Genomic DNA, 20,821 nt, shown 5'->3' with positions numbered 1-20,821 from the left:
TCATTGTTCATTGTTCATTGCTATTAAAAACTGCGTGCGGCCGGTCGGTAGGGTTTCGAGGCTGAAGCGGAAGTTGTGCTGCAACAGAATATCCCGAATCAGCGTCAGGCCGATGCCCTGGCCGTCGCGCTTGGTGCTGAAGAAGGGCGTGAACAGGCGCGGCGCTACCTCGGGCGGAATGCCGGGGCCGTCGTTTTCGATGAAAATAGCCGCGGGCTGCGCCGTCGTGCGCACCCACAGGTTGCCATCCTGGCCGATGGCTTCGAGGGCATTCTTGCAGATGTTGAGCAGGGCTTGCTCCATCTGCTGCGCGTCAAGCTCCGCGAATAGCGAACCGGAACCTAGGTCCCAGTGCCACCGAATGTTGCGCTTTTCGCTCTGCACCTGTAGCAGGCGGCAGGTGGCTTTCAGCAGCTCGTGCACATCGGTGGGGCGCGGCGTGGGCGCGGGCAGGCGCACGAGGTTGGCGAAGCCGGCAATGAAGTTGGCCAGGTGCGTGTTGCGGTTGATGGACACGTCGAGGGCCTCCGTGAAGTCGGGGCGGTCGTCGTCGGTGAGCTGCGGGGCGTAGTAGTGGAAGGATTGCAGAATGGAGTTGACGGCACCGATGGAGTTGTTTATCTCGTGCGACATCATCCGGATCAGCTTCTCGTAGGCCTGCTTTTCCTGCCGGATCAGCTCCTGGGTCAGCTCTTCCAGCACGATAAAATAGCGCGTGAAGCCCCGATCCAGAAAGTGCGAGGTGCTGGCCCGGTAGGTTTGCACGCCCGAGAGCTGCACCAGCTGCGGCTGCCCCGGCTGCAACAAGCCCAGGCTCCGCCCCCACTCGCCCGGCAGCTCGGCCGGCTTGCGGCCCACCAGCTCCGCCGCGGGCAGGTGCAGGCAGTGCTCCGCCGCCGGGTTCAGGCCCTCAATCTTGCCATCGAAGTTTAGCAGCAGAATGCCCGCCGGCGAGGCCGCAATCAGGCGCTCCAGCAGAAAGCTTTTCTCTTGCTGGGTGATGCGCTCCTGCCGCAGCTCGTCGATCATGGTGTTGTAGGTGCCGATGAGCTGGTCCATTTCCGTCTGGCCGACGGGCAAAAACTTCATGGTAAAGTCGCGGCTGCGAATGGCCTCGGTGCCGGCCGCAATCAGGTTCAGGGGCCGCACAAAGCCGCGGTAAAGCTGAATGCTGATGTAAACCGTGATGAGCAGCAGCACCTCGGTGGCGATAAACAGCCACATGTTCGACGCCCGAAACTGAAACGCCAGCCCAGCAATGGCCGCGTGAATGAACACTACGAACAGAATGTACTTGGTGCGTAGCGTCATGCGCCGAAGGGTGTAGAGACGCAATATTTTGTGTCTCTTGTCTGCTGATGTTGTTGAGGCTGCTCCATGCTAGCATCAATCGTGCAGCGAGGAGACGCAAAATATTGCGTCTCTACGAAAGGCTCTACTGCGCTGCATCGTACGGAATATTGAACTTCTCCAGGCGCCGGTACAGCGCTCCGCGGCTCAGGCCCAGCGCTTTGGCCACGCGCGAGAGGTTGCCGGAGTAGAAATCTACCGTTTTGCGAATCATCTGAGCTTCCATCTCGTCGAGCGTCATCAGGCCCACGGCGGGCAGTTCGCCGGGCTCGGGCGCTTTCGTTACGGCGCGCTGAGCCTGGGCCTGAAAGTCTTCCGGACCTAGCTCGTCTTTGCCGCTCACCAGCACGGCACGCTCTACCAGGTTTTTCAGCTCCCGGATGTTGCCCGGCAGCTGTTGCTCGCGCAGCCAATGCAGGGCGCGGGTGTTCACCTTCAGGGCGGGCCGGTTGTAGGTGGTGCGCAGGGTGTTCACGAAGTGCTGAGCCAGCAGCGGCACGTCGTCCGGGCGCTCGCGCAGGGCGGGCAGGCGCACCGTGATAAGGTTGATGCGGTAAAACAAATCTTCCCGAAAACGACCCTCGCGTACTTCCTGAGCCAGGTCGCGGTTGGTGGCGCAGATCACGCGAATATCCAACGACCGGCTGCGCGAGTCGCCGAGCACTTCGTAGGTGCGGTCTTGCAGCACGCGCAGCAGCTTCACCTGACTGCCTAGGTCCAGCTCCCCGATTTCGTCGAGGAAGATGGTGCCGCCGTTCGCCATTTCGAAGCGGCCCTGGCGGTCGGCTTTGGCGTCGGTGAAGGCGCCGCGCCGGTGGCCGAACATCTCGCTTTCAAACAACGACGCCGAAATTCCACCTAGGTTCACCTTCACGAAGGGCTTGTTGCGGCGGTGCGAGTTCTGGTGAATGGCTTCCGCAATCAGCTCCTTGCCTGTGCCCGATTCGCCCTCGATCAGCACCGACGCATCGGTGGCCGCTACCTGCCCTACGTTGCGCAGCACCTGCATCAGCTGCGCATCCTGCCCCACGATATTCTTGAAGTTGAACTGCTTATCGAGCTGGCGACGACCTAGGCTGGCTTCGTCGGGGGCGGGCGCTGCGGCGCTGGCCTGGGCCAGACTCAGGGCGGTGCGAATGGTTTGGAGCAGGGCCTCGTTGTTCCAGGGCTTGGTCACGAACTCGGCCGCGCCGGCCTTCATCCCTTCCACAGCCAGACTGATGGAGCCCCAACCGGTGATGAGGATGACCGGCACCTGCGGGGCCACTTCCTTCACTTGCCCGAGCAGCCGCAGCCCGTCCTGGCCGGAGGTGTCGAGCGAGTAGTTCATGTCCATGAGCACGAGCTGCGGCACGGCTTCGCGCACCATGCGCAGTCCCTCCTCGGGCGTGGCGGCGGCCTTGGTGGCGTAGCCAGCCTGCTTGAGCAGCAGACTCAGCGAGGTGCGCACGGCAATATCGTCGTCGACTAGGAGGATCATAAGCGCCTGAGCGTAGCGGTAAGGGAGAAAAAGAACGATGAATGGCTGCCGACGGGAGCAGCTCCGGCAAAAAACCTAGGTTGGTGGTGCTTTCAGGAGCCGGCACCGCCGCCTACCGGCCGGTGTTGGCTCTATTTAGTAGGTCGGAGGTACCTTTTCGAGCTAAAAAGGCTCAATTTAAGGAGTCAGCCCTACTAAATCGAGCCTGTCTGGCCCAATTTTAAGCTGATTTGGCTCGATTTCGACCCAAACTGGCACAAATTCGAGGGTCAGACCTACTAAATCGAGCCTTTTTGGCTCGGAATCGGCCCTCCGACCCCGGAAATCGAGCTAAATCAGGTCGAAATCGGGGGCCGCCCCCCGATTTCGATCCACAACCTAGCCTACTCCTCACGCAACGACACGGCCGGCTGAATGCCCGCGGCAATGCGGCTGGGCTGGAAGGCGCACACCGCCGTCAGGATATAAATCAGCAGGGCCGCCAGCAGGATGGATAGCACGTAAATCGGGGGTTCGATGCCAAACACACCGAGCAGTGGGAATTGCGCCGCCAGCAGCATGCCGCCCAACACACCCAGCGTCGTTATTACCAGCATCTCGCCCAGAAACTGCTTGCCGATGCCGGCTCCGGTGGCGCCCATGGCCCGGCGCAATCCAATTTCGGCCTTGCGCTGGCTGATGTTGTACCACAGCACCCCAAACAGACCGAGGGCCACATTGATGATGAGGAACAGCGCGATGATTCCGAGGGCAATCATCGGCGTCAGCACGACTTTGAGCTTGTCGTGGCGGTTTTCTGTCAGCGTATTCACTTTGGCCACCCAGCCCTTGGTGATGTCCTTGATTTCCTTCACGAGCCGCTGCTCCAGCACGGCGCCGCTGCCGGGCTGCACGCGCACCAGCAGCACGGGCACTTCGTTGTTGCTCATTTTGAAAGCCGTGTCTTGCAGCGCACGCCGGTCGAATACGGCGGGATCATTGCTGGCGAAGTCGCTGCCGGAGCGGTACGTGTCCACGACCCCGATAATCTGCCACTCCCGCTTGCCGTCGTTGCTAACGAGCACTTTGCCCACCGGCGCTTCTTGCCCCAGCAGCTTTTCGGCAAACTTCTGGTTCACGACTATGGGCGGGCGCGTGGCGGCGGCATCACGGCGGTCGAACCACCGGCCAGCTACCACATTCAGACCTAGCACCTTGGCCGTTTCATCGTCTGTATCGTAGCGCTCGGTCTGGGGTCCCGCCTTGCCTTTGTAGGTGTACTGGTTGGTGTCCATGTTGCTGAACGAGAACGGCGTATTGGTGCTGGTGTTCGTAACGGCCACTACGCCGGGCGTGCTCTGCAAGCGCTGCACCAGCAAGCGCAGCATCTCCTTGTGATCGGTGGTATCCTGGCCGGGATTAACGTCAAGCTCCCACACGTTTTCGTACTGAAAGCCCAGCGGCTGCCGGTAGTTGTAGTAGTTGCTCACCAGCAGCACGCTCACCGCAAACAACACGAAGAACGACAGCAGAATCTCGCTCATAAGCAAGAAGTTGGACCGTTTCCGGTTCCAGATCAAGGTAAAGAGGTGACGTATCATGGTTATGGCTTTCTTAAGGAGTCATGCTGAGCTTGCCAAAGCATCTCTACCGCTTCGTTGCAAGAGCACTCTGATTACCATTGCGGTAGAGATGCTTCGACAGGCTCAGCATGACGTTTCTATTTTATTGTTCCTACTTAACCTTCATCTTTATTTCCCGCTGCCTTTCAGGGCTTGCACGGGTTGGAGGCGCGACATTTTGAAGGCAGGATACACGCCCGAGAGTACTCCGAAGAAGACGGTGACGAGCAGCGCCCAGGCGAAAATCTGCCAGTTCAGCTCGAAGCGAGCGTAGGCCAGCAGGTCGGAGCCGCTGATGAGTTGCAGGGCCACATAAGCCAGGCTTAAACCCAGGATGCCGCCGATCAGGGTCAGGAAGATATTCTCGACCAGAAACTGGCTCACCAGCTTGCCGCCCGTCGCGCCGAACGCCTTGCGCACCCCGATTTCGGACGAGCGCTCCATGATGCGGCTCACGTTGATGTTGATCAGGTTCAGGGCCGGCAGCAGCATAAAGAGCAGCGCCAGACCGGCCAGAATCGGGTAGAGCAGCTCCAGGCCGTCGGATTTGTACTCCGTGAGCGGGCTCATCAGCTGCCGCGAGAACGAGGCCATCAGCCGGTCGGCGTGCAGATCCAGGTAGTCCATGCCCTTGGGGTCGGGCAGCGGCACGCGCTTCATGGCCCGCTCAAACTCGGCCTGCACGGCCGGCACATCGCCCGACGATTTGGCCAGGATAATGGCGAGGTAGTCGCCGTTGAGCTGCACGTGTTGCAGGTCGTCGGGACTGGTCGTGATGGGCACCCACACATCGGCGTAGGAGCAGAAGCGCATGGCCGGCACATCATCCACGACGCCCTGCACGCGATAATTCGTCTGGTTGACGACGATGGTGCGCCCCACCACGCCGGTTTCGGTACCGAAGTACTGGCGGGCGGTGGTGCGGTTGATGACGGCTACGTGGGCGGCCGCTTTCACGTCGGCTTCCTGAAAGGCTTTGCCTTCGCGGAAGTTGAAGTCGAGCACCTGCCAGAAGGTGGCGTCGGTGTAGCGCAGGTCCAGGTCGAGCTTGCGGTTGCCCACGTAGCTAGGGGTGGCGTGAAAGTTCGAGGCAATGGCCACCTTCTCGGGGGTGCGCAGCGTCCGCACGTACTTATCGAGCAGATGGTAGCTGAGCGGCGTGTTCATGTTGCCTCCGTCCTTGAACTTGACGTGCAGGAAGTTGGCAAACACCATGCGGTCGAGGCGCGACTCGGGGTAGTGGGCGCCCACGGTGTAGTCGAACATAGCCACCACCACCAGCAGCACCATCAGGGTGAAGGCAATGCCAAAGAGGCTAATGAAGGTGAAGAACTTGCGGCGCAAGAGCACCTTCCAGGCGAGTTTTAAATAACTAAATAACATGGGTCTTGGGGGCTTGGGATCTTAGGGGCTTGGATTTTGAGGGCTTGGATACATGGGAACTGGGCTTCAGGAGTCCGGGGTGAACGACAACCTAAGACCCTAAGACCCCAAGACCCTAGCTCACCTGGCTGCCGTCGAAGAAGCGGATGAGGCGCTCGGTTTTGTGGGCCATGTTTTCGTCGTGGGTCACCATCACGATGGTGGTGCCTTCCTGGCGGTTGAGGCCGAGCAGCAGGTCCATGATTTCGTCGCCCATCACCGAGTCGAGGTTGCCGGTGGGCTCGTCGGCCAGGATGATTTCGGGGGCGCCGGCCAGGGCGCGGGCAATGGCTACGCGCTGGCGCTGCCCGCCGGAGAGCTGGCTGGGGAAGTGCTTGGTGCGGGCAATCAGGCCGACTTTTTCGAGGGCCGCCTGGGCGCGCTGCCGCCGCTCCTTGCCGCTCATACCGGCGCGGTAGAGCAAGGGCAGCTCCACGTTGTCGAGCACCGAGAGGTCGTTGATCAGGTGGAAGCTCTGGAAGATGAAGCCGATTTTGTGGTTGCGCACGCGGGCCAGCTCCTTGTCGGAGTAGCTCGTCACGGCGCGGCCATCGATTTCGATGGTGCCACCGGTGGGCTCGTCCAGGAGGCCCATCAGGCTCAGCAGCGTGGATTTGCCGCACCCCGACGGTCCCATCACCGACACAAACTCGCCCTTGTTGATGGTCAGGTTCACGCGGTTCAGCGCCACCGTTTCGATGGTGTCGGTGTGGTACACTTTTTCAATGTCGAGCAGCTTGATCATGGGCGTGTTCTTGAGCAAGATGGCAGCGGGGGCGCCGGTCAGCAGCGGGCTTTTGGTCAGGGTTGGTTCCATGAGGTCGTCGGGTTTGTTTTCGAAGCTAGGTTAGGAGAAGCATTGTCCGCTTTTGCACCAGCACAGAGCGGCGGCTGATAGAAATAGCCAAGCAGCGCACCAAATTCATAAACTACTTTATATCAGTTACTTGCACAGAAATCAAGCAAAACCTAGCTTTAAAATATTGTCCACAACCGGACAACGTGTTCAGTATTGAAGGCCAGCGGATGTGTCATTCCGAGCTAAGCGAGGAATCTGAGGAACGGACCTAGGTCGCTAACCCAGATTCCTCGCTTAGCTCGGAATGACAACGCCCAAACCCAGCTTCACCAGAAGCAAAAAAGCCAGGTTCCGCCCTCCTTTCGTGGGCAAAACCTAGCTTCTGATTTCCCTTTAAGCAAAAAGCCAGCTACCCGAATTCGAGCAGCTGGCTTTTTGATGGTACCGCGCCGTGATGGGCGGTTATTCTTGTTTTCTAGCGAGTTGTGCCGCCAGTTGAACCACTAGTCGTACCGCTGGTGGTACCGGTAGTAGCAGTGGTGCTACCGGCCGTAGTGCCGGTGGTAGTGCTGCCAGCCGTAGTACCGGCAGTGGTGCCAGTGGTCGTAGTGCCAGCAGTTGTGCCGGTAGTCGTAGTGCCGGTGGTGCTGGCGTCGGTGGTGCTACCGCTCGACGTAGTGCCAGTGGCATCCGAACCGCTGGTGGTACCGGTGGTAGTAGTGCCGGTAGAGTCGGTTGGCGTCTCGGTGCTCGTGGTCGAGCAGGAAGAAAGAGCAGTGGCAGCGCAGAAGGCGAAAGCCGTGGTCCAAACCGTCCAGGATGAAGCTTTTGTAGATTTCACAGTGTTTTGGTGTAAGTGATGAAAGAACAGGAACAGGTATTCGCACTCGTGAGGGGATACTACGCGAAGCTAGACAATAAAGTTCGACAGCGGGGCTATATAGCTATTTGTCATACAGGTTTTTAAGCATGGGCCAAGGTTTCGGCCACCCCGAGAAAAGGCCAAAGTCCGTAAGCAGCCAGCCGTGTTCAGGCCCGCGCCAGCAGCTTGTTTTTCAGCCACCTTCTGACAGGCTCATCATAAAACTTCAGGCAGGCATACGCCAGCAGAATACTGGCGACAAACGTGAGCAGTGCCAGCGGAAAGTCCTGGCCCACAGCATGTTTACGGGCACTTACCCAGGCCGTGTAGGTGTAAATGAGTGGGTAATGGGTGATGTAGATCGGGTAGGAAATATCGCCCAGGAACGTGCAGAGGCGGGCGGCTCCTTTTCCGAAAATCTGCCCGCTGGCACCTAGCCATACGATTAGCGGAAAAACCAGAATAATACTGAGCGAATCGTACAAACCGTTCAGCCACACATGCTCAGCACCGCCTACTCTGGGAAACGCCAACACCAATAGCAGCAGCAGGCTACACCACAGAAAAGCGTTTTGGACTCTACCTAGGTTTGCCACGCGCGAAAGCAGCAGGCCGGCAAAAAACGGAAACATCAGCCGCGTGAAGCCGATGCGCAGCTGCGCAGGCTCCAGCGACCAGCCGCCGATGACGTCGCCGGCCGGACTCGTGACGGTGAAGTGGAGCAAGGCCGCGCCCGCCAAGAAAACCAGCACCGCCAGCGCCGTGTTGGAGAATTTGCGCACCCCGAGCGCATACAATAGGTTGGCAATGTACTCGAAGAACAACGACCAGGCTGGCCCATCGAGTGGGTGCATTTCGTGCCAGCCCCGAATATCCATCGACACGGGCACCGGCAGCAGGGTAAAGCCAATGATCATCACCAGCAGCATCTTCCAAACCGGCACCTGGCTGATGGTAGGCCACAGGCTGGACGCTTGAAAGTAGAAAAAAACGCCCCCGATAATCATGCCGAGCACCACCATCGGTTGCAGCCGGATCAGGCGCACCTTCACGAAGTCCTTCAGCGTCATGCGGGTCCAGCGGTCGTCGTAGGCATAGCCGATAACGAAGCCGGACAGCAGAAAGAAGAAGTCGACGGCCAGGTAGCCGTGGTTGATCACCTGGTCGAGGTGGCTGGTGGCGTGCGCCTCGCACAGGTGAAAGGCTACTACTGTGAGCGCCGCAACGCCTCGCAGGCCGTCCAAGATGGCATAGTGCGGCTTGGCGCTCAACGTCGTTGTTTTCACCTCGGGAAGTAGTTGGGCCTTCATCGTTGGTTTACAAATAGTCCATTCATCAAGGGCAGCAAGCGCCACGCATAGCCGCCGCGCCCCAGGCTAAAGTACCGGTAAAACCATTAGCAGCAACCTAGGTCAGGCACTGCCGCTGGCCCGCAACCTAGGTGCTAGGCTCGCCCCAGCGTGACGCGGAACAGGGCACCTTCCCCCTCCCGACTTTCGACCTCGATGCGGCCGCCGTGGGCCTGCACGATGCGGTTGACCAGGTACAAACCCACCCCCGTACCGGCCGGCGTGGTATGAAACCGCCGAAAGAGCTGAAACAGATCGGCGCGGTGACGGTCGGCGTCGAACCCCAGGCCGTTGTCGCGCACTACTAGCACCGGCTGCCCCGCCGTGAGCCGTACGGCAATGTGAATGCGGCTGGGTTGAGTCGGATCGGCGTATTTCAGAGCATTGCCCACCAGATTCAGCAGGATGGTGCGCAGGTGTACGCGCGCATAGGTCAGGGTCGGCTGCACGCTGAAATCGGTGGTGATATGAGCCTGCACGGCCCGCACCTGCGGCTCCAGAACAGTGAGTACTTCGTGGGTAAGCTCCTCCAGCACAATAGGTTCGGGTGGGGACGTGGCCTGCTGGGCCTGCCCCAGGGCGGCCAAATCGTCGATGGTGGTGCTGAGCTGGCGCAGGGTTCCTTCAATCAGCGGCACCAGCATCTGCTCTTCGGCTTTCTCCACGAACACCACGCTGCGGCGCACCTCCTCAAACAGCCCACCTAGGTTATTCACCGGCTGCTTGAGGTCGTGGGAAGCGGCGTACACGAAGTTGTCGAGGTCGGCGTTGGTGATGCGGAGCTGCTGGTTAGCATCGATAAGCTCCTCATTGCTAGCCTGCAACTCTTCGTTGATGGCGGCCAGCTCCTCATTAATGGCAGCCAGCTCCTGGTTGAGGCGCTGCACCTGCTCGCGGGCCTGCACCTGCTCGGTGATGTCATTTACCAGCGTGTAGAAGCCCAGCACCTGCCCGTTCTGCACGTCGGGCACGTAGCTGGTCCGGATGTACTTCACGAAGCCTTCGCGGTAGGGCATCGTGGCTTCAAAGTCCACCCGCTCGCCCCGGAGCGCCCGCTCCATGTAGCCTTGGGTGGCAGCGTAGGCCTTCTCGCCTACTATTTCGCGCACTGGCTGGCCCAGCAGCGCGGCCGGGGCCTGATTGAACCACGCCCGGTACGCTTCGTTGGCGAACTGATAGCGCCGCTCCCGGTCGAGGTAGCCGATGAGCACCGGCAGCGCATCCGTGAGAAGGCGCAGCTGATAAGCGGTGGCAGCGCTGGCTTTGCGGGCTATCACCTGCTCCGTGACTTCGAAGGCAAAGGCCAGCACCCCATCGATGACACCCTGCTCATTGTAGCGCGCCTGCTGAACATAGTTAAAGTATCGATCTTCCAAAACGCCGTCTTCCGGACGCTTTAATGGAATGAGCATCGCTTGCTCCTTGTGCGTGATACCCGTTTCGTATACCCTGCGAAAGGTATGATAGACGTTGTGATCCGCTATTTCGGGCAAGGCTTCCAGCAGCGGCTTACCTAGCATCTCGCGGCCATGAAACAGCTGCTGATAGCTAGGATTCACCAGCTCAAACACCAGCTCGGGCCCGTTTAGAATGCAGATAGCGGCGGGCGCCTGCATAAAGAGCTGCTCCAGGCGCTGGCGCTGGCGCTCGGCTTCCTGCTGCGCCCGGTGCAGGTCGCGGGTGCGCCTGACGACGCGACTTTCCAGCTCCTGGTTGAGGCGCTGCAAGTCGAGCTGGGTGAGCACCAGCTCGTCGTTATTGGCCCGGATTTCCTCATTAGCCGCCGCCAGCTCTTCGTTCATGGCGGCCAACTCCTCGTTGAGCGCACCTGTCTGGCGCTCCTGTGCCTCCACGCGCTGCCGGGCCCGCACCTGCTCGGTTACGTCGGTAGCCACCACCAGCACGCCGGTTGTCTGGCCCGCCCGGTTGCGCTGCGGCTGATAAACGAAGTTGAAGTAGATCGTATCAACTTTGCCGTAGCGCAGCAGCTGCACCGGCAGCTCGGTGCCGGTATAGGGGTTGCTGGTGTACAGCACGCCGTCGAGCAACTCCTTGATGCCCTGCCCTTGTAGCTCGGGCAAGGCTTGGAGCAGGGGCACTCCGATAAGCTGCGGCTGCGGACGAGCCCAAATCTCGCACACCGTAGGATTAGCCAACGTGATGCGGTAGTCCGGCCCTTCCAGGTACGCAATGGCCACGGGCGCCTGGTGGAGCACGTCGTGCAGCAGTTGGCGCTGCACTTCGGCCGAGGCCAGCGCCGACTGCTCGCGGGCCTCGCTGTCGCGCAGCTGCACGGCGTCGTTTACCTGCGCGGTTACGTCCTGCGCCACATGCAGCACGTGCGTGATCTGGCCCTGCTCGTCGAGAACGGGAATGTTGCGGGGCAGCCAATGGCGCTCCACAAAGTAGCCGGGACGGTCCGGATCGGGCACATCGTAGTGCTGCCGGGCCATTTCGTGGGGCTGGCCAGTAGCTAGCACCTGCGTCAGAGAGGCGCGCAGGTTGTGGGTGGCGCGGGCGTCGGGCGCCTGCGGGTTGTCGGGGAAGGCATCAAAGAGGTATTGCCCGATCAGGCGGCCGCGTTGCGTAAGTGTTGCGGCCAGGTATGCGTCGCTGGCGGCCACAATCCGCAGATCGGGGGTGAGCAGCATACAAGCGTCGGGCAGAACGTTGAAGAGCGGCAGCAAAGCAGCAGGAGCAGACATATTCAGATTCAGGCACAGAGGTCAACATGGCGTTGGGCCTCCTGTGTAACAGCGGCGTCAGGTAGCAGTTGTGCAAGTACGCAGAAAACCACGACAGTGATTCGGCTGCGTGAAGCCATTGTATTTGGTCTTTAGCTACACAACCTAGGTTTGCTGGCGCAGCAGCCTAGCGCAGATTGCGACGGACTTCCTCTCCACCTAGGTATTCTTGAAATTTACTTGGTGAGTGGACTTAAGTTTAGCAAGTTCCTACAAGTGAAGGCTATGTAGTTGTTGTTGAAAATTGGCTTATTTTGATAAGATTGGTATAACAAGTAATATGTCAAGCAATTTTTCTATTAAGTATCAGATTTGACATTGCTGATATAATCACTATTTTATACTAGATATCAGTATTCTATTCCTACTGTCGTAATGTATTTTCTAGCGTTCCTAGTGCCTCTGTCCTTTCTCTTTGATATGCATTACTGGTACGACAGTATTCACTACTTTCCGTCGATCTGGCTCTTCTTCTTAACTACCTCGCTGCTTACTGCACTCTTGCTGCTCGGTTTGTGTCGCCTACTCCGCGTGCAGCGCACACGCTATTGGTTTGCCGTAAAAGTGTGGGTCTGGCTCTTTGCATTCCTGTGGCCCGTAGCCTGCTTTGCAGACGGGTTAACGGAGTACCCAGTTTACCCGCCAGGGCAAGCACCACTCTTGTCCCTGGCTTCAATCGGCTTGAATCCGGCGACGTGGAATTGGTTTTTTGCCGTGGTGATTCCTCTTACGCTATTTGCTGTCTTTATTCATTATAGTCGCCGCTACTATCTGACCAGAAAGCGATAGATGCTAATAGCTGTTCGATAAGTCCAATTATTTTTACCAATACTACTAACCTGTTCCCGTTTAGCTAGCATTCACCAACAAAATACTCCCTTTCCAACTACTACTGTACCGCCGCCAGCAACGGCTGCTGGCGCTCAAAATCATACAGCGTGAGGGTGCGGAGCTGATAATAACCCACCCAGCAAGCCCGCAGCGCGGCGATGTAGGCGCGCTTGGCGCGGTCTTTTTCGCTCTGGGCAATATTCAGATCTGTCAGGGAAATGCGGCCGACCTGGTAGGTGGCGCGGGCAATATCGTAGCGGCGCTGCGACAGGGAATCGGCGCGGCCGGTGAGAGCGAGCTGCTGGCTGAGCGAGCCTAGCTGCGCGGCCTGGCTCAGCACCGATTGCTCGAAGGTCATCTGCTCCTGCTCCACGGTGTGCTGTACCTGCTGGCGGCTCAGCTCGGCGGTTTTCACCACGGCGCGGGTCTTGCCCCAATCCACAATCGGCATCGTGAAACCTAGCCTCACCTGCTGCTGGTCGTTGGGGTTGATGTAGCTGCTGCGAAACTGGTTGCCGCTGCTGGTCAGGCCGAAAGAAGCAGTGAGGCTAGCCTGGAAGCCAGTCGTGCCTTTGGCCTGGGCCACGTTGCGTTCTGCTTCCAGCAAACGGCGCTGATACATCAACGCTTCGCGGCGGTACTGCCTAGCTTGGGCGAGGGCCGCTTCGGGCACCACGTCGAGCCTGGGTGCGGCGGCGGGCACGTCGAGCGTAGCGGCGGGCTCGATGGTCAGGCCCGTGTAGCCTTTCAGGTCGACAGCCGCGTTTTGGGCATCAACGCGGGCTTGCACTTCGGCTTGCTGGGCGTTGAGCAGGTTTAACTCTAAGAGCAGCAGATCGTTTTCGGAGAGCCGACCTAGGCGGTGCTTTTCGCGCCCCATGCGTAGCATCTCTTCGCTGGCGTGCAGGTTTTGGCGGGCGACGTTGGCATTTACCTGTTGCAGCAGCACATCAAAATAATACTCCGTCACGCGGCGCGCAATGGTTTCGCGGTCTTCCACGTACTGCCGCTGCGACTCCTCATAGCGCAGGGGCTCAATGCGTTTGTTCCAGCTCAAGGAGTTGAAGCCCGCAATCGGCTGACTGATTCCTATGGCGACGGGGTTGCTGTTATAGAGCCGCTGGTTCCCCTCGAAGTTATCGAAGCGCTGCAAGTTGGAGCCGATGGAAATCTTCCCGCCCGTCAGCCCGATGCCCTGCGTGACGGTGGAAGCCAGGTAGGAGTTGTTGATGCGGATGTAGCGAAAATCGGTGGTGCCGTCGGGCTGCGTGACGGGCGTGATGGTGCGGCTGTAGTTGGGCAGCGTGCCTTCCAGGGCGAGTTGCGGCTTGTAATCGGCCCGAAACGAACGGTACTGCCAGTAGCTGGTTTCGCGGTTGGTCACGGCCTGCTTGGCCACTGATGATTGCTGCAAAGCTAGGTCAATCACCTGCGGCAACGTCAGGGTAGATTGTGGCGCAACGGGTTGCGCCGCCGCCACCGACACAGTTAGCAGCACCAGCAGCGCCGCTCCCAGCAATAGCATCAGCCAGAGCCCCAGCACATCCAGCACGAAGGGCAAACGCTTAATCGAAGCAAAGGGTACGTGTTTCATAGCTCGGAAAGGCAGGTTAGGGAAGGGAGGTGTCATGCTGAGCCCCGCGAAGCATCTCTACCGCTTCGTTGGTCGTCGCTGATGATTGGGAGTTACCATTGCACGCGAGATTCCTCGCAGGGCTCGGAATGACGTTCTATTTAATGGTCAGCTCGGCGGCTTGCTCGTAGTTCTTGGTGTCGCTGATCAGCAGCTGATCGCCGGCCTGCAAGCCACTGAGCACCTGCACGTAGTCGAAGTTGGAATCGCCGAAGCGCACGGTGCGGCGCGTGGCCAGGCCGTCGCGCACCACGAACACCGGCTGCTCGTGCCCGCCCTGGTAGAAGGGGCCGTTTTTCACCCGCAGCACGTTGCGGTGCGACCGGGTCACCACGTACACGTCGGCCCGCAGATTGGCGCGCAGAGCCGGGTGGTGGTTTTCATCGAGTTGGGCATAGAAGGTCATCACGCCTTTATCGGCGGCGGGGCTGATAGAGCTGATGGTGCCGCGCAGGTCGGTGCCGTTGAGGCGCACCAGCACCGCATCGCCGACGTGCAGCGAGTCGGCATAGGTATCGGCGATGGTGCCGCGCACCCGGAAGGAGCTGAGGTCGGCAATGCGGGCTACCACCTGGCCCTGGTTCACGGTGGAGCCAATATCCTCGTTCACCCAGGTCAGCACCCCAGCCTGACCGGCGCTGATGTTGGCGTTGCGTAGCTTCTGGGCCAGTTCCGTGATGTTGCGGTCCTGAATCTGGCGGGTGTACACCAGACCTAGCTCGTCGGCCTGGTTGGAACGGCGCTGGTTCTGAATCTGACGCTGCACGCGCTGCAACTCCAGGTCGGCAATCTTCAAGTTTAGCTCGGCCTGGCGCACAGCTTCCGGCGTGCCCGAGCCAATGCTGAGCAGGTTCTGCTCGTCGCGCAACGAGGATTGCAGACTCCGCACCTTTTCCTGCTGCACTTTCTCCTGCGATTGTAAGTCGTTGAGGCTGCGCTCCAGCGACAGGGCCAGCACGTTGCTCTTGTTACGGTTTTGCAGCTGCTCGTCTTGCAGCTTGGCTAGCTCGCTGCTGGTTAGCTCTTTGTCTAGCTCCAGAATGGTTTGCCCCGGCTGCACCTTCGCCCCCGCTGTGAGCAGCACCTGACGGATCGTGGATTGAATGGGGCTGGTCACGACGGCTTCGTGGGCGGGAATCACCAGGCCGGTAGCGGTGAGCGAAGCTTCCACGTCGCCGTTTTCCACGGGAGCCACCAGCATGTCTTCCTGCCTGATGCTAGGTTTCAGGATGCCGCGGAACGCCCACAAACCGACGGCCACCACTACCAATGTGGCTACAACGAGCAGCCAGCGCCGCTGCCGACGTCTGGCCTGAATGACGGGGGATATAGCTCTGTCCATTTCTAAGCAGTAGGAAGGTGAATTCCTAGCTACTCAGCCAAGGCAGATGCCATTTTTACAAGTTTCTCACTTTCAGTATCTTATCACACAAACCTAGCTTTATGTGCTTGTAAATTGTGTCCAATTTTGGACAAGGTGTACGGAAATGTTGGCTGCATTAGAATGTAGCGCGAACCAAAGGAAGTCGGCAGCCAAGCCTGTGCTTTGCGTATCGTTGAACGACCCGTACCTAGGTTGATGCACGATTAAATCATTCAACGACACGCGAAGCGCAGGCTTCGCGTTACAGTTTTCGTATAAGACCTCTCACCTTCTCCCTTATGCGCTTCCGTCCTTTCTACCTGCTCCTGTTTGCGCTGCTTAGCCTAGCTTCTGCTCCCAACAAACTCATCATACCGGGCCGCAGCCTCGGCAATATCTCGCTGGGTGCCAGCCCCGAAACTCTTCAGCAATTCGGGCACCCAGCCACCAGCGACGGAGCGATGCAGAAAGCCTGGGCCACCTGGTACGGTCAGCCGACCACTGCTGGTGCCGCTCCCACCCAGCTCGACGTGTACACCAACGCCACCGGCCCCGATATGCGCAAAACCATTCAGATGGTGCGCGCCACATCGTCGTGGTTTCGCACAATTAACGGGCTACACTGCGGCTCCACGCTGGCGAGCATTCGTCACGCCTACGAGCCCCTCACCCTGGCTACCTCCTACGCTCCTGCTCCGAAAGCTAGCCTGCACTACATTTATGACAATGCAAAAGCCGGCATTGCCTTCGAAATGGATGGCAAAACGGCCGGCAGCCGCTGCACGGCTATCATTGTGCACCTGCCGGGTAAAGCTGTGGCAAGCGCCTACTTATCAATGACGCAGTATTTGAAAGAGATTAGCAAACGGCCGAAGTAGAGACGCAATATTTTGCGTCTCGTCGTTGAACGATCCTACGTAGAACGACCTAGGTCGCGCCGTTCAGAACAAACAACATCAGCAACGCCAAGACGCAAAATATTGCGTCTCTACCTCGCTCTGACGAGCCCGTTATTTTCGCCGGAGCGTGGGGGCGTTGCGCCAGGCGGCTAGCTCCGAGGCGTAGATTTCGGCCTTGTCAGCATCTTTGCCTATCCCGATGAGCACGGCGAAATTCTGCTGGCGCGGCTCGTTTGCCAGAAATTCGTAGGCGCCGTACGCGGTTTCCGTTTGGGTGTCCACCGGCACTTCGGCGGCAGTGTAGAAGCTAGGGTTCAGGTCGGCGGTGCCGGCGGCGCGGGCCACCGACTTGCCGGCTTGCTTCACCTCGGCCGAGTAGCGAATGGTGGAGTAATTCTGGCGCGTGACGGTCAGTTGGTAGGTGCGACCTTGCGCCGTGCCGGTGTACGTTATGGGCTGCCGCTCAGGCAGATCGGCGGGGAAAGCAATGGAATCCGTCGGGCTCAGCAACAGCCACTTGCCGCGCACCGCGTACGATTCCCGCTGGATACTTTCCTTCAGGCCCCGAATAAAGCGCGGCGAAAAATGCGCCGTATCAAGCGCCGCTAGGCGGTTGGTAGGCAAACGATTAATCCTGGCCGCTGCGGCCGACTTCGTGGCGGCTGTGGCCTCGCGGCGGATAGCCTCGGCGCTGGGCTGCGCCGATTCTTGTTCCAGGCTTTTGTTGCTAGTGCAGGACACGGTCAGCAGTCCAACTAGTAAGCCACTGATTATGAATCGTTTTAGGTGCATTAAGGAGAGAGCTAGGAAAAGCAGAGCCGCAGGTACTGCGCCGACTTGGCCGGGTAAAGGTAACCGCGCCCCGGCATTTCTGCTGCGTTATTCTGTGTCTGTAGCCAGACTGCGGGCCGCCGCTTTCTCACGAATTCTTAAAACAGCTTCGTTGTTAGCCGGGTTGTACCAAGGCGCGAAAGGCTGCGTTTCTCCCGCCGTTCTAAAGTTGAGGGACTCTCCCGTACCGAACTAACCAAACCTAGCTTGCGCTTTTCCGGTACAAGCCAGGTATCTGTATTGCAGAACAATATGACAGAACTTCAGCACCTGCTTGCGGCTTATGATGCCCACCGCGCCGCGGGTCGCGCCTGCGCCCTGGCTACCGTGGTGCATGTGGAAGGCTCGGCCTACCGCAGCCCCGGCGCCCGCATGCTCGTGACCGAGGATGGCCAATTGACCGGCGCCATCAGTGGGGGCTGCCTAGAAGGCGACGCGCGCCGCCGGGCGTACCAGGCCATTCAGCGGCGCCGCCCGACGGTCGTTATTTACGACACGACCGACGAGGACGACCTGCGCCACGGCATGGGACAAGGTTGCCAGGGCATCATCCATATTCTGCTTGAGCCACTGAATTTTACGGACGCCAACAATCCGCTGGAACTGCTGCGCACCTGCGCCGATCAGCACCAGCCGGGTGTTTTGGCAACGGTTTTCAGCCTACCAACCACCGATCAAGCCAAGCTAGGTGCGCGCTTGTTGCTCACCAACCAAGGCGGCATGCACGGCAGCTTACCCGTGTCAGCGGAGTTGGCGGCCGCCATCGAAGCCGATGCGCAGCAAGCGTTGCGCACGGGCGAGAGCCAAACACTTGATTACCAAGACAACCTAGGTCCGGTTCGGGTTTTCCTGGAAGTACTGAAGCCCGCCCTGCGCCTCACCATTTACGGAGCCGGCAACGACGTACAACCCCTTGTGCGCCTGACTGCTAGCCTAGGTTGGCGAGTGCGCGTGGTCGATGGTCGCCCCGCCCAAGCTGCGGCCGCCCGTTTCCCCGAAGCCGAAAGCGTGCAGGTAGTGCCGCTCGCCGAAGTAGCCAACGAGCCCACACCGCCCGATTACGTGCTGCTCATGACGCACAACTACTTCTACGACCTGGCCGCGCTCCGCCGCCTGCTACCCGAGTCGACTCCTTACATCGGCTTGCTAGGACCGCGCAAGAAGGCCGACAAGCTCCTGGAAGAGCTTCGCATAGAAGGCTTTGTGTTTGATGACACCTTGAGTGGGCGACTGTACAGTCCGGTGGGGCTAAACCTAGGTGCCGAAACACCGGAGGAAATTGCCCTTTCGGTTGTGGCGGAAATCCAGGCGGTGCAAGCCAAACGGCCCGCGGGTTTTCTGCGCGATACTTCAGGCTCGATTCACAACCGGCCCGCGCTGGGCGCCTCCGCTGCCACAGCGGGCGCAACAACGGTCAGTGATTCGGTATGCGCCATTAGCAATGCCTGAATCCGCTAACTCCATCGGCCTCATTCTGCTGGCGGCGGGGGCCTCCACGAGGTTTGGGCAGCCCAAGCAGCTTCTCCCCTACCTAGGTCGGACCTTGCTGCGCCACGCCGTCGAAACTGCTGTAGCGGCTGGTTGCCAGCCGATTGTGCTAGTAACGGGCGCTTTGCACGAGGAGCTAGCCGCCGAAGTAGCTGGCTTGCCCGTGCAAATTGTACGCAACACGGCTTGGGCCACAGGCATGGGTTCCTCCATCCGAATCGGGCTGAATTTTATGGAAAACCTAGGTCAGCCGCTGGATGCCGTCCTCGTCACGCTCAGCGACCAGCCGCTCGTGTCGCCGGAGCTGCTCACCGCGCTGATCCGCCGCTACCAGGCTACCCAGGCGCCCATCGTCGCAACGGAGTACAACGGCACGCAAGGCGTGCCGGCGCTGTTTGCTCCGGCCGTTTTTCCAGCCTTGCGTGAGCTAGCCGGCGCTACCGGCGCCCGCAAGCTTATCGCGTCGCAAGGCGCTGCCGTTGAAATCGTTAGCTTTCCTGACGCGGCTGTCGATGTGGATACCCGCGAGCAGTACGAGGCCCTGCTGCGGCTCACCGGCGACGAGGACGGATTTTAGCGGCAGAGACCTAGCTTGGCGTGGTAATGCTGCACTACTCCTGTGCCGGCGAAAACTCCCTATCTTGCCCAGCCTCACTGCTGACCTTCCGGCTTTATGACCAATGCCTCTGCCGCCGCTCCGGCCGCTGCTACCATTCCCAAAAACGACAAGCGCATCACCGGCGGCTGGGCCATGTACGACTGGGCCAACTCAGTGTATCCGCTCGTGATTACCTCCAGTATCTTCCCGATTTATTGGAGCGGTGTCATCAGTGAAATTACCGGCAAAGACGGCAACAGCCCGGTCAATTTCCTGGGCTTTCGGGTGCCCGGCTCGTCGCTGCTGACCTACGCCATTTCGGCGGCGTTTCTCATCATTGCCGCTATCAGCCCGTTTCTTACGTCGCTAGCTGATTTTTCGGGTCGTAAGAAGCTGTTTTTGCAGATCTTCTGCTACCTGGGGGCTGCTTCCTGCGCGGCGCTGTTCTTCTTTGAGCCTAACAACCTCACGCTGTCCACCTTCATCTTTATTGCCGCCACGGTCGGCTTCTCGGGCTCCATTGTATTCTACAATTCCTACCTGCCCATTATCAGCACCGAAGATCAGTACGACCGTCTGTCGGCCCGCGGCTTCTCGATGGGCTACATTGGCTCGGTTATTTTGCTGGTACTGTGCTTGGTTCTGATTATGGGCCCCGATGCGCTGGGCATAAGCGTACCGTTCACTAAAGGCCAAGCCACGCGTTTTGCTTTCCTGTTCACGGGTATTTGGTGGGCCGGCTTTGCCCAGATTCCCTTTGCCCGCCTGCCTCCCGATACCGGCCGACCAGACGACGCGCCTACCAGCGAAACGGGTTGGCTGCTCACCGGCTTTCGCGAGCTAGGTAAGGTGTGGGATGAGCTAAAGCGCCTGCCCATGCTCAAACGCTTCTTGCTCGCCTACTTCACCTACAACATGGGCGTGCAAACGGTGATGTACGTGGCGACCATCTTCGGCAAAGACGAGTTGCACCTGCCCGATGCGGCCCTGATTATCACCATCTTGCTATTGCAAATTGTGGCTATCCTAGGTGCTTACCTGTTTGCCCGCCTCTCCGAAGCCATCGGCAACACGCGCGCGCTGAGCTGGTCGGTGGTGATCTGGGCGCTGATTTGCGTGGCGGGCTACTTCGTGCAGGCCGACTGGACGTTCTACGCCCTGGCTTCTGTGATTGGCCTCACGATGGGCGGCATTCAGAGCCTTTCGCGCTCCACATATTCCAAGATTATTCCCGAAAACACCCCCAGCACCGCCGCCTACTTCAGCTTCTTCGACGTGACGGAAAAGCTCAGCATCGTGATTGGTACGGCGACCTGGGGCATCATCGGGCAGTGGTTCGGCTCGATGCGCTACAGCATTTTGGCGCTCATCGTGTTCTTTATCCTAGGGTTGCTTTTCCTGCTGATGCTGCGCGGCAAGAAGCTACGGGAAGACCATCAGGATGAGGAAATTAGCTCGCCGCCACCCGCCGCCCCGCATGGCGGCACGCCCCTATCTGTTTCCTGACCTAGCTTTATAATCCTGGCCAGCTTCGGAAAACCCGGCATTTTTGTTGAAGGCGCCGGCTGCTT

At 59.3% G+C, this 20,821-nt stretch carries 16 protein-coding genes; 5 read left to right on the top strand and 11 right to left on the bottom strand.

The features are described 5' to 3' along the window. The 8 genes from IEX74_RS12255 to IEX74_RS12220 form a co-directional block, all read right to left on the bottom strand. Window positions 1-1,311 (bottom strand): sensor histidine kinase, encoded by a 1,311-nt coding sequence (locus IEX74_RS12255; RefSeq protein ID WP_188814283.1) that lies wholly within the window; start codon window positions 1,309-1,311, stop codon window positions 1-3. A gap of 124 nt (window positions 1,312-1,435) precedes the next feature. After that, window positions 1,436-2,830: a sigma-54-dependent transcriptional regulator gene (locus IEX74_RS12250; RefSeq protein ID WP_188814282.1), complete on the bottom strand. Its 1,395-nt coding sequence runs from the start codon at window positions 2,828-2,830 to the stop codon at window positions 1,436-1,438. Window positions 2,831-3,213: 383 nt separating this feature from the next. Then, the gene (locus IEX74_RS12245) at window positions 3,214-4,353 is read right to left on the bottom strand and encodes an ABC transporter permease (RefSeq protein WP_188814281.1); all 1,140 of its coding nucleotides are present in this window, start codon (window positions 4,351-4,353) and stop codon (window positions 3,214-3,216) included. A 207-nt stretch (window positions 4,354-4,560) separates the two neighbouring features. After that, window positions 4,561-5,814: an ABC transporter permease gene (locus tag IEX74_RS12240; RefSeq protein ID WP_188814280.1), complete on the bottom strand. Its 1,254-nt coding sequence runs from the start codon at window positions 5,812-5,814 to the stop codon at window positions 4,561-4,563. 115 nt (window positions 5,815-5,929) lie between these two features. After that, window positions 5,930-6,598 (bottom strand): ABC transporter ATP-binding protein, encoded by a 669-nt coding sequence (locus IEX74_RS12235; protein ID WP_188814541.1) that lies wholly within the window; start codon window positions 6,596-6,598, stop codon window positions 5,930-5,932. Window positions 6,599-7,127: 529 nt separating this feature from the next. Beyond that, entirely contained in the window at window positions 7,128-7,493 is a 366-nt protein-coding gene (locus IEX74_RS12230; protein WP_188814279.1) for a hypothetical protein, read from the bottom strand. 188 nt (window positions 7,494-7,681) lie between these two features. Further along, complete coding sequence (locus IEX74_RS12225; protein ID WP_188814278.1) at window positions 7,682-8,824, bottom strand: acyltransferase family protein; 1,143 nt, start codon at window positions 8,822-8,824, stop codon at window positions 7,682-7,684. A gap of 134 nt (window positions 8,825-8,958) precedes the next feature. Beyond that, the gene (locus tag IEX74_RS12220; RefSeq protein ID WP_188814277.1) at window positions 8,959-11,568 is read right to left on the bottom strand and encodes a PAS domain-containing sensor histidine kinase; all 2,610 of its coding nucleotides are present in this window, start codon (window positions 11,566-11,568) and stop codon (window positions 8,959-8,961) included. Between the two features lie 459 nt (window positions 11,569-12,027). Between IEX74_RS12220 and IEX74_RS12215 the strand changes: the two genes are divergently transcribed. Next, window positions 12,028-12,396, top strand: coding sequence for a hypothetical protein (locus IEX74_RS12215; protein WP_188814276.1), 369 nt, complete (start codon window positions 12,028-12,030; stop codon window positions 12,394-12,396). A 100-nt stretch (window positions 12,397-12,496) separates the two neighbouring features. Here the strand turns inward: IEX74_RS12215 and IEX74_RS12210 are convergent, their stop codons facing one another. Both IEX74_RS12210 and IEX74_RS12205 read right to left on the bottom strand, forming a co-directional pair. Then, a complete protein-coding gene (locus IEX74_RS12210; RefSeq protein WP_229755249.1) occupies window positions 12,497-14,032 on the bottom strand; it encodes a TolC family protein in 1,536 nt (511 codons plus the stop codon). Window positions 14,033-14,168: 136 nt separating this feature from the next. Continuing rightward, a complete protein-coding gene (locus IEX74_RS12205; RefSeq protein WP_188814275.1) occupies window positions 14,169-15,413 on the bottom strand; it encodes an efflux RND transporter periplasmic adaptor subunit in 1,245 nt (414 codons plus the stop codon). A gap of 320 nt (window positions 15,414-15,733) precedes the next feature. On the opposite strand from IEX74_RS12205, the gene IEX74_RS12200 reads away from it, so the two are divergent. Beyond that, window positions 15,734-16,312: a hypothetical protein gene (locus IEX74_RS12200; RefSeq protein ID WP_188814274.1), complete on the top strand. Its 579-nt coding sequence runs from the start codon at window positions 15,734-15,736 to the stop codon at window positions 16,310-16,312. Between the two features lie 132 nt (window positions 16,313-16,444). Here IEX74_RS12200 and IEX74_RS12195 read toward each other — a convergent pair whose 3' ends face one another. Next, window positions 16,445-17,125, bottom strand: coding sequence for a hypothetical protein (locus IEX74_RS12195; RefSeq protein ID WP_188814273.1), 681 nt, complete (start codon window positions 17,123-17,125; stop codon window positions 16,445-16,447). A gap of 291 nt (window positions 17,126-17,416) precedes the next feature. Between IEX74_RS12195 and IEX74_RS12190 the strand changes: the two genes are divergently transcribed. From IEX74_RS12190 to IEX74_RS12180, 3 genes are all read left to right on the top strand, one after another. After that, a complete protein-coding gene (locus IEX74_RS12190; protein ID WP_188814272.1) occupies window positions 17,417-18,613 on the top strand; it encodes an XdhC family protein in 1,197 nt (398 codons plus the stop codon). Further along, window positions 18,606-19,229: a nucleotidyltransferase family protein gene (locus IEX74_RS12185; protein WP_188814271.1), complete on the top strand. Its 624-nt coding sequence runs from the start codon at window positions 18,606-18,608 to the stop codon at window positions 19,227-19,229. The genes IEX74_RS12190 and IEX74_RS12185 overlap by 8 nt, the downstream gene beginning before the upstream one ends. 96 nt (window positions 19,230-19,325) lie before the next feature. Beyond that, window positions 19,326-20,756: an MFS transporter gene (locus IEX74_RS12180; RefSeq protein ID WP_188814270.1), complete on the top strand. Its 1,431-nt coding sequence runs from the start codon at window positions 19,326-19,328 to the stop codon at window positions 20,754-20,756. The last annotated feature ends 65 nt before the right edge of the window (window positions 20,757-20,821 follow it).

Source organism: Hymenobacter cavernae, assembly GCF_014641455.1.
In the GTDB taxonomy this organism is placed as follows: domain Bacteria; phylum Bacteroidota; class Bacteroidia; order Cytophagales; family Hymenobacteraceae; genus Hymenobacter; species Hymenobacter cavernae.
Note: the sequence above shows the minus strand (reverse complement) of the source record. Positions and strands in the feature narration are given on the sequence as shown.

What these genes read in the sequence shown, in the direction of transcription:
- IEX74_RS12255 (WP_188814283.1), bottom strand. Translation starts at nt 1,311, where the DNA reads ATGACGCTACGCACCAAGTACATTCTGTTCGTAGTGTTCATTCACGCG.
- IEX74_RS12250 (WP_188814282.1), bottom strand. Translation starts at nt 2,830, where the DNA reads ATGATCCTCCTAGTCGACGACGATATTGCCGTGCGCACCTCGCTGAGT.
- IEX74_RS12245 (WP_188814281.1), bottom strand. Translation starts at nt 4,353, where the DNA reads ATGAGCGAGATTCTGCTGTCGTTCTTCGTGTTGTTTGCGGTGAGCGTG.
- IEX74_RS12240 (WP_188814280.1), bottom strand. Translation starts at nt 5,814, where the DNA reads ATGTTATTTAGTTATTTAAAACTCGCCTGGAAGGTGCTCTTGCGCCGC.
- IEX74_RS12235 (WP_188814541.1), bottom strand. Translation starts at nt 6,598, where the DNA reads ATGATCAAGCTGCTCGACATTGAAAAAGTGTACCACACCGACACCATC.
- IEX74_RS12225 (WP_188814278.1), bottom strand. Translation starts at nt 8,824, where the DNA reads ATGAAGGCCCAACTACTTCCCGAGGTGAAAACAACGACGTTGAGCGCC.
- IEX74_RS12220 (WP_188814277.1), bottom strand. Translation starts at nt 11,568, where the DNA reads ATGTCTGCTCCTGCTGCTTTGCTGCCGCTCTTCAACGTTCTGCCCGAC.
- IEX74_RS12215 (WP_188814276.1), top strand. Translation starts at nt 12,028, where the DNA reads ATGCATTACTGGTACGACAGTATTCACTACTTTCCGTCGATCTGGCTC.
- IEX74_RS12210 (WP_229755249.1), bottom strand. Translation starts at nt 14,032, where the DNA reads ATGAAACACGTACCCTTTGCTTCGATTAAGCGTTTGCCCTTCGTGCTG.
- IEX74_RS12205 (WP_188814275.1), bottom strand. Translation starts at nt 15,413, where the DNA reads ATGGACAGAGCTATATCCCCCGTCATTCAGGCCAGACGTCGGCAGCGG.
- IEX74_RS12200 (WP_188814274.1), top strand. Translation starts at nt 15,734, where the DNA reads ATGCGCTTCCGTCCTTTCTACCTGCTCCTGTTTGCGCTGCTTAGCCTA.
- IEX74_RS12195 (WP_188814273.1), bottom strand. Translation starts at nt 17,125, where the DNA reads ATGCACCTAAAACGATTCATAATCAGTGGCTTACTAGTTGGACTGCTG.
- IEX74_RS12190 (WP_188814272.1), top strand. Translation starts at nt 17,417, where the DNA reads ATGACAGAACTTCAGCACCTGCTTGCGGCTTATGATGCCCACCGCGCC.
- IEX74_RS12185 (WP_188814271.1), top strand. Translation starts at nt 18,606, where the DNA reads ATGCCTGAATCCGCTAACTCCATCGGCCTCATTCTGCTGGCGGCGGGG.
- IEX74_RS12180 (WP_188814270.1), top strand. Translation starts at nt 19,326, where the DNA reads ATGACCAATGCCTCTGCCGCCGCTCCGGCCGCTGCTACCATTCCCAAA.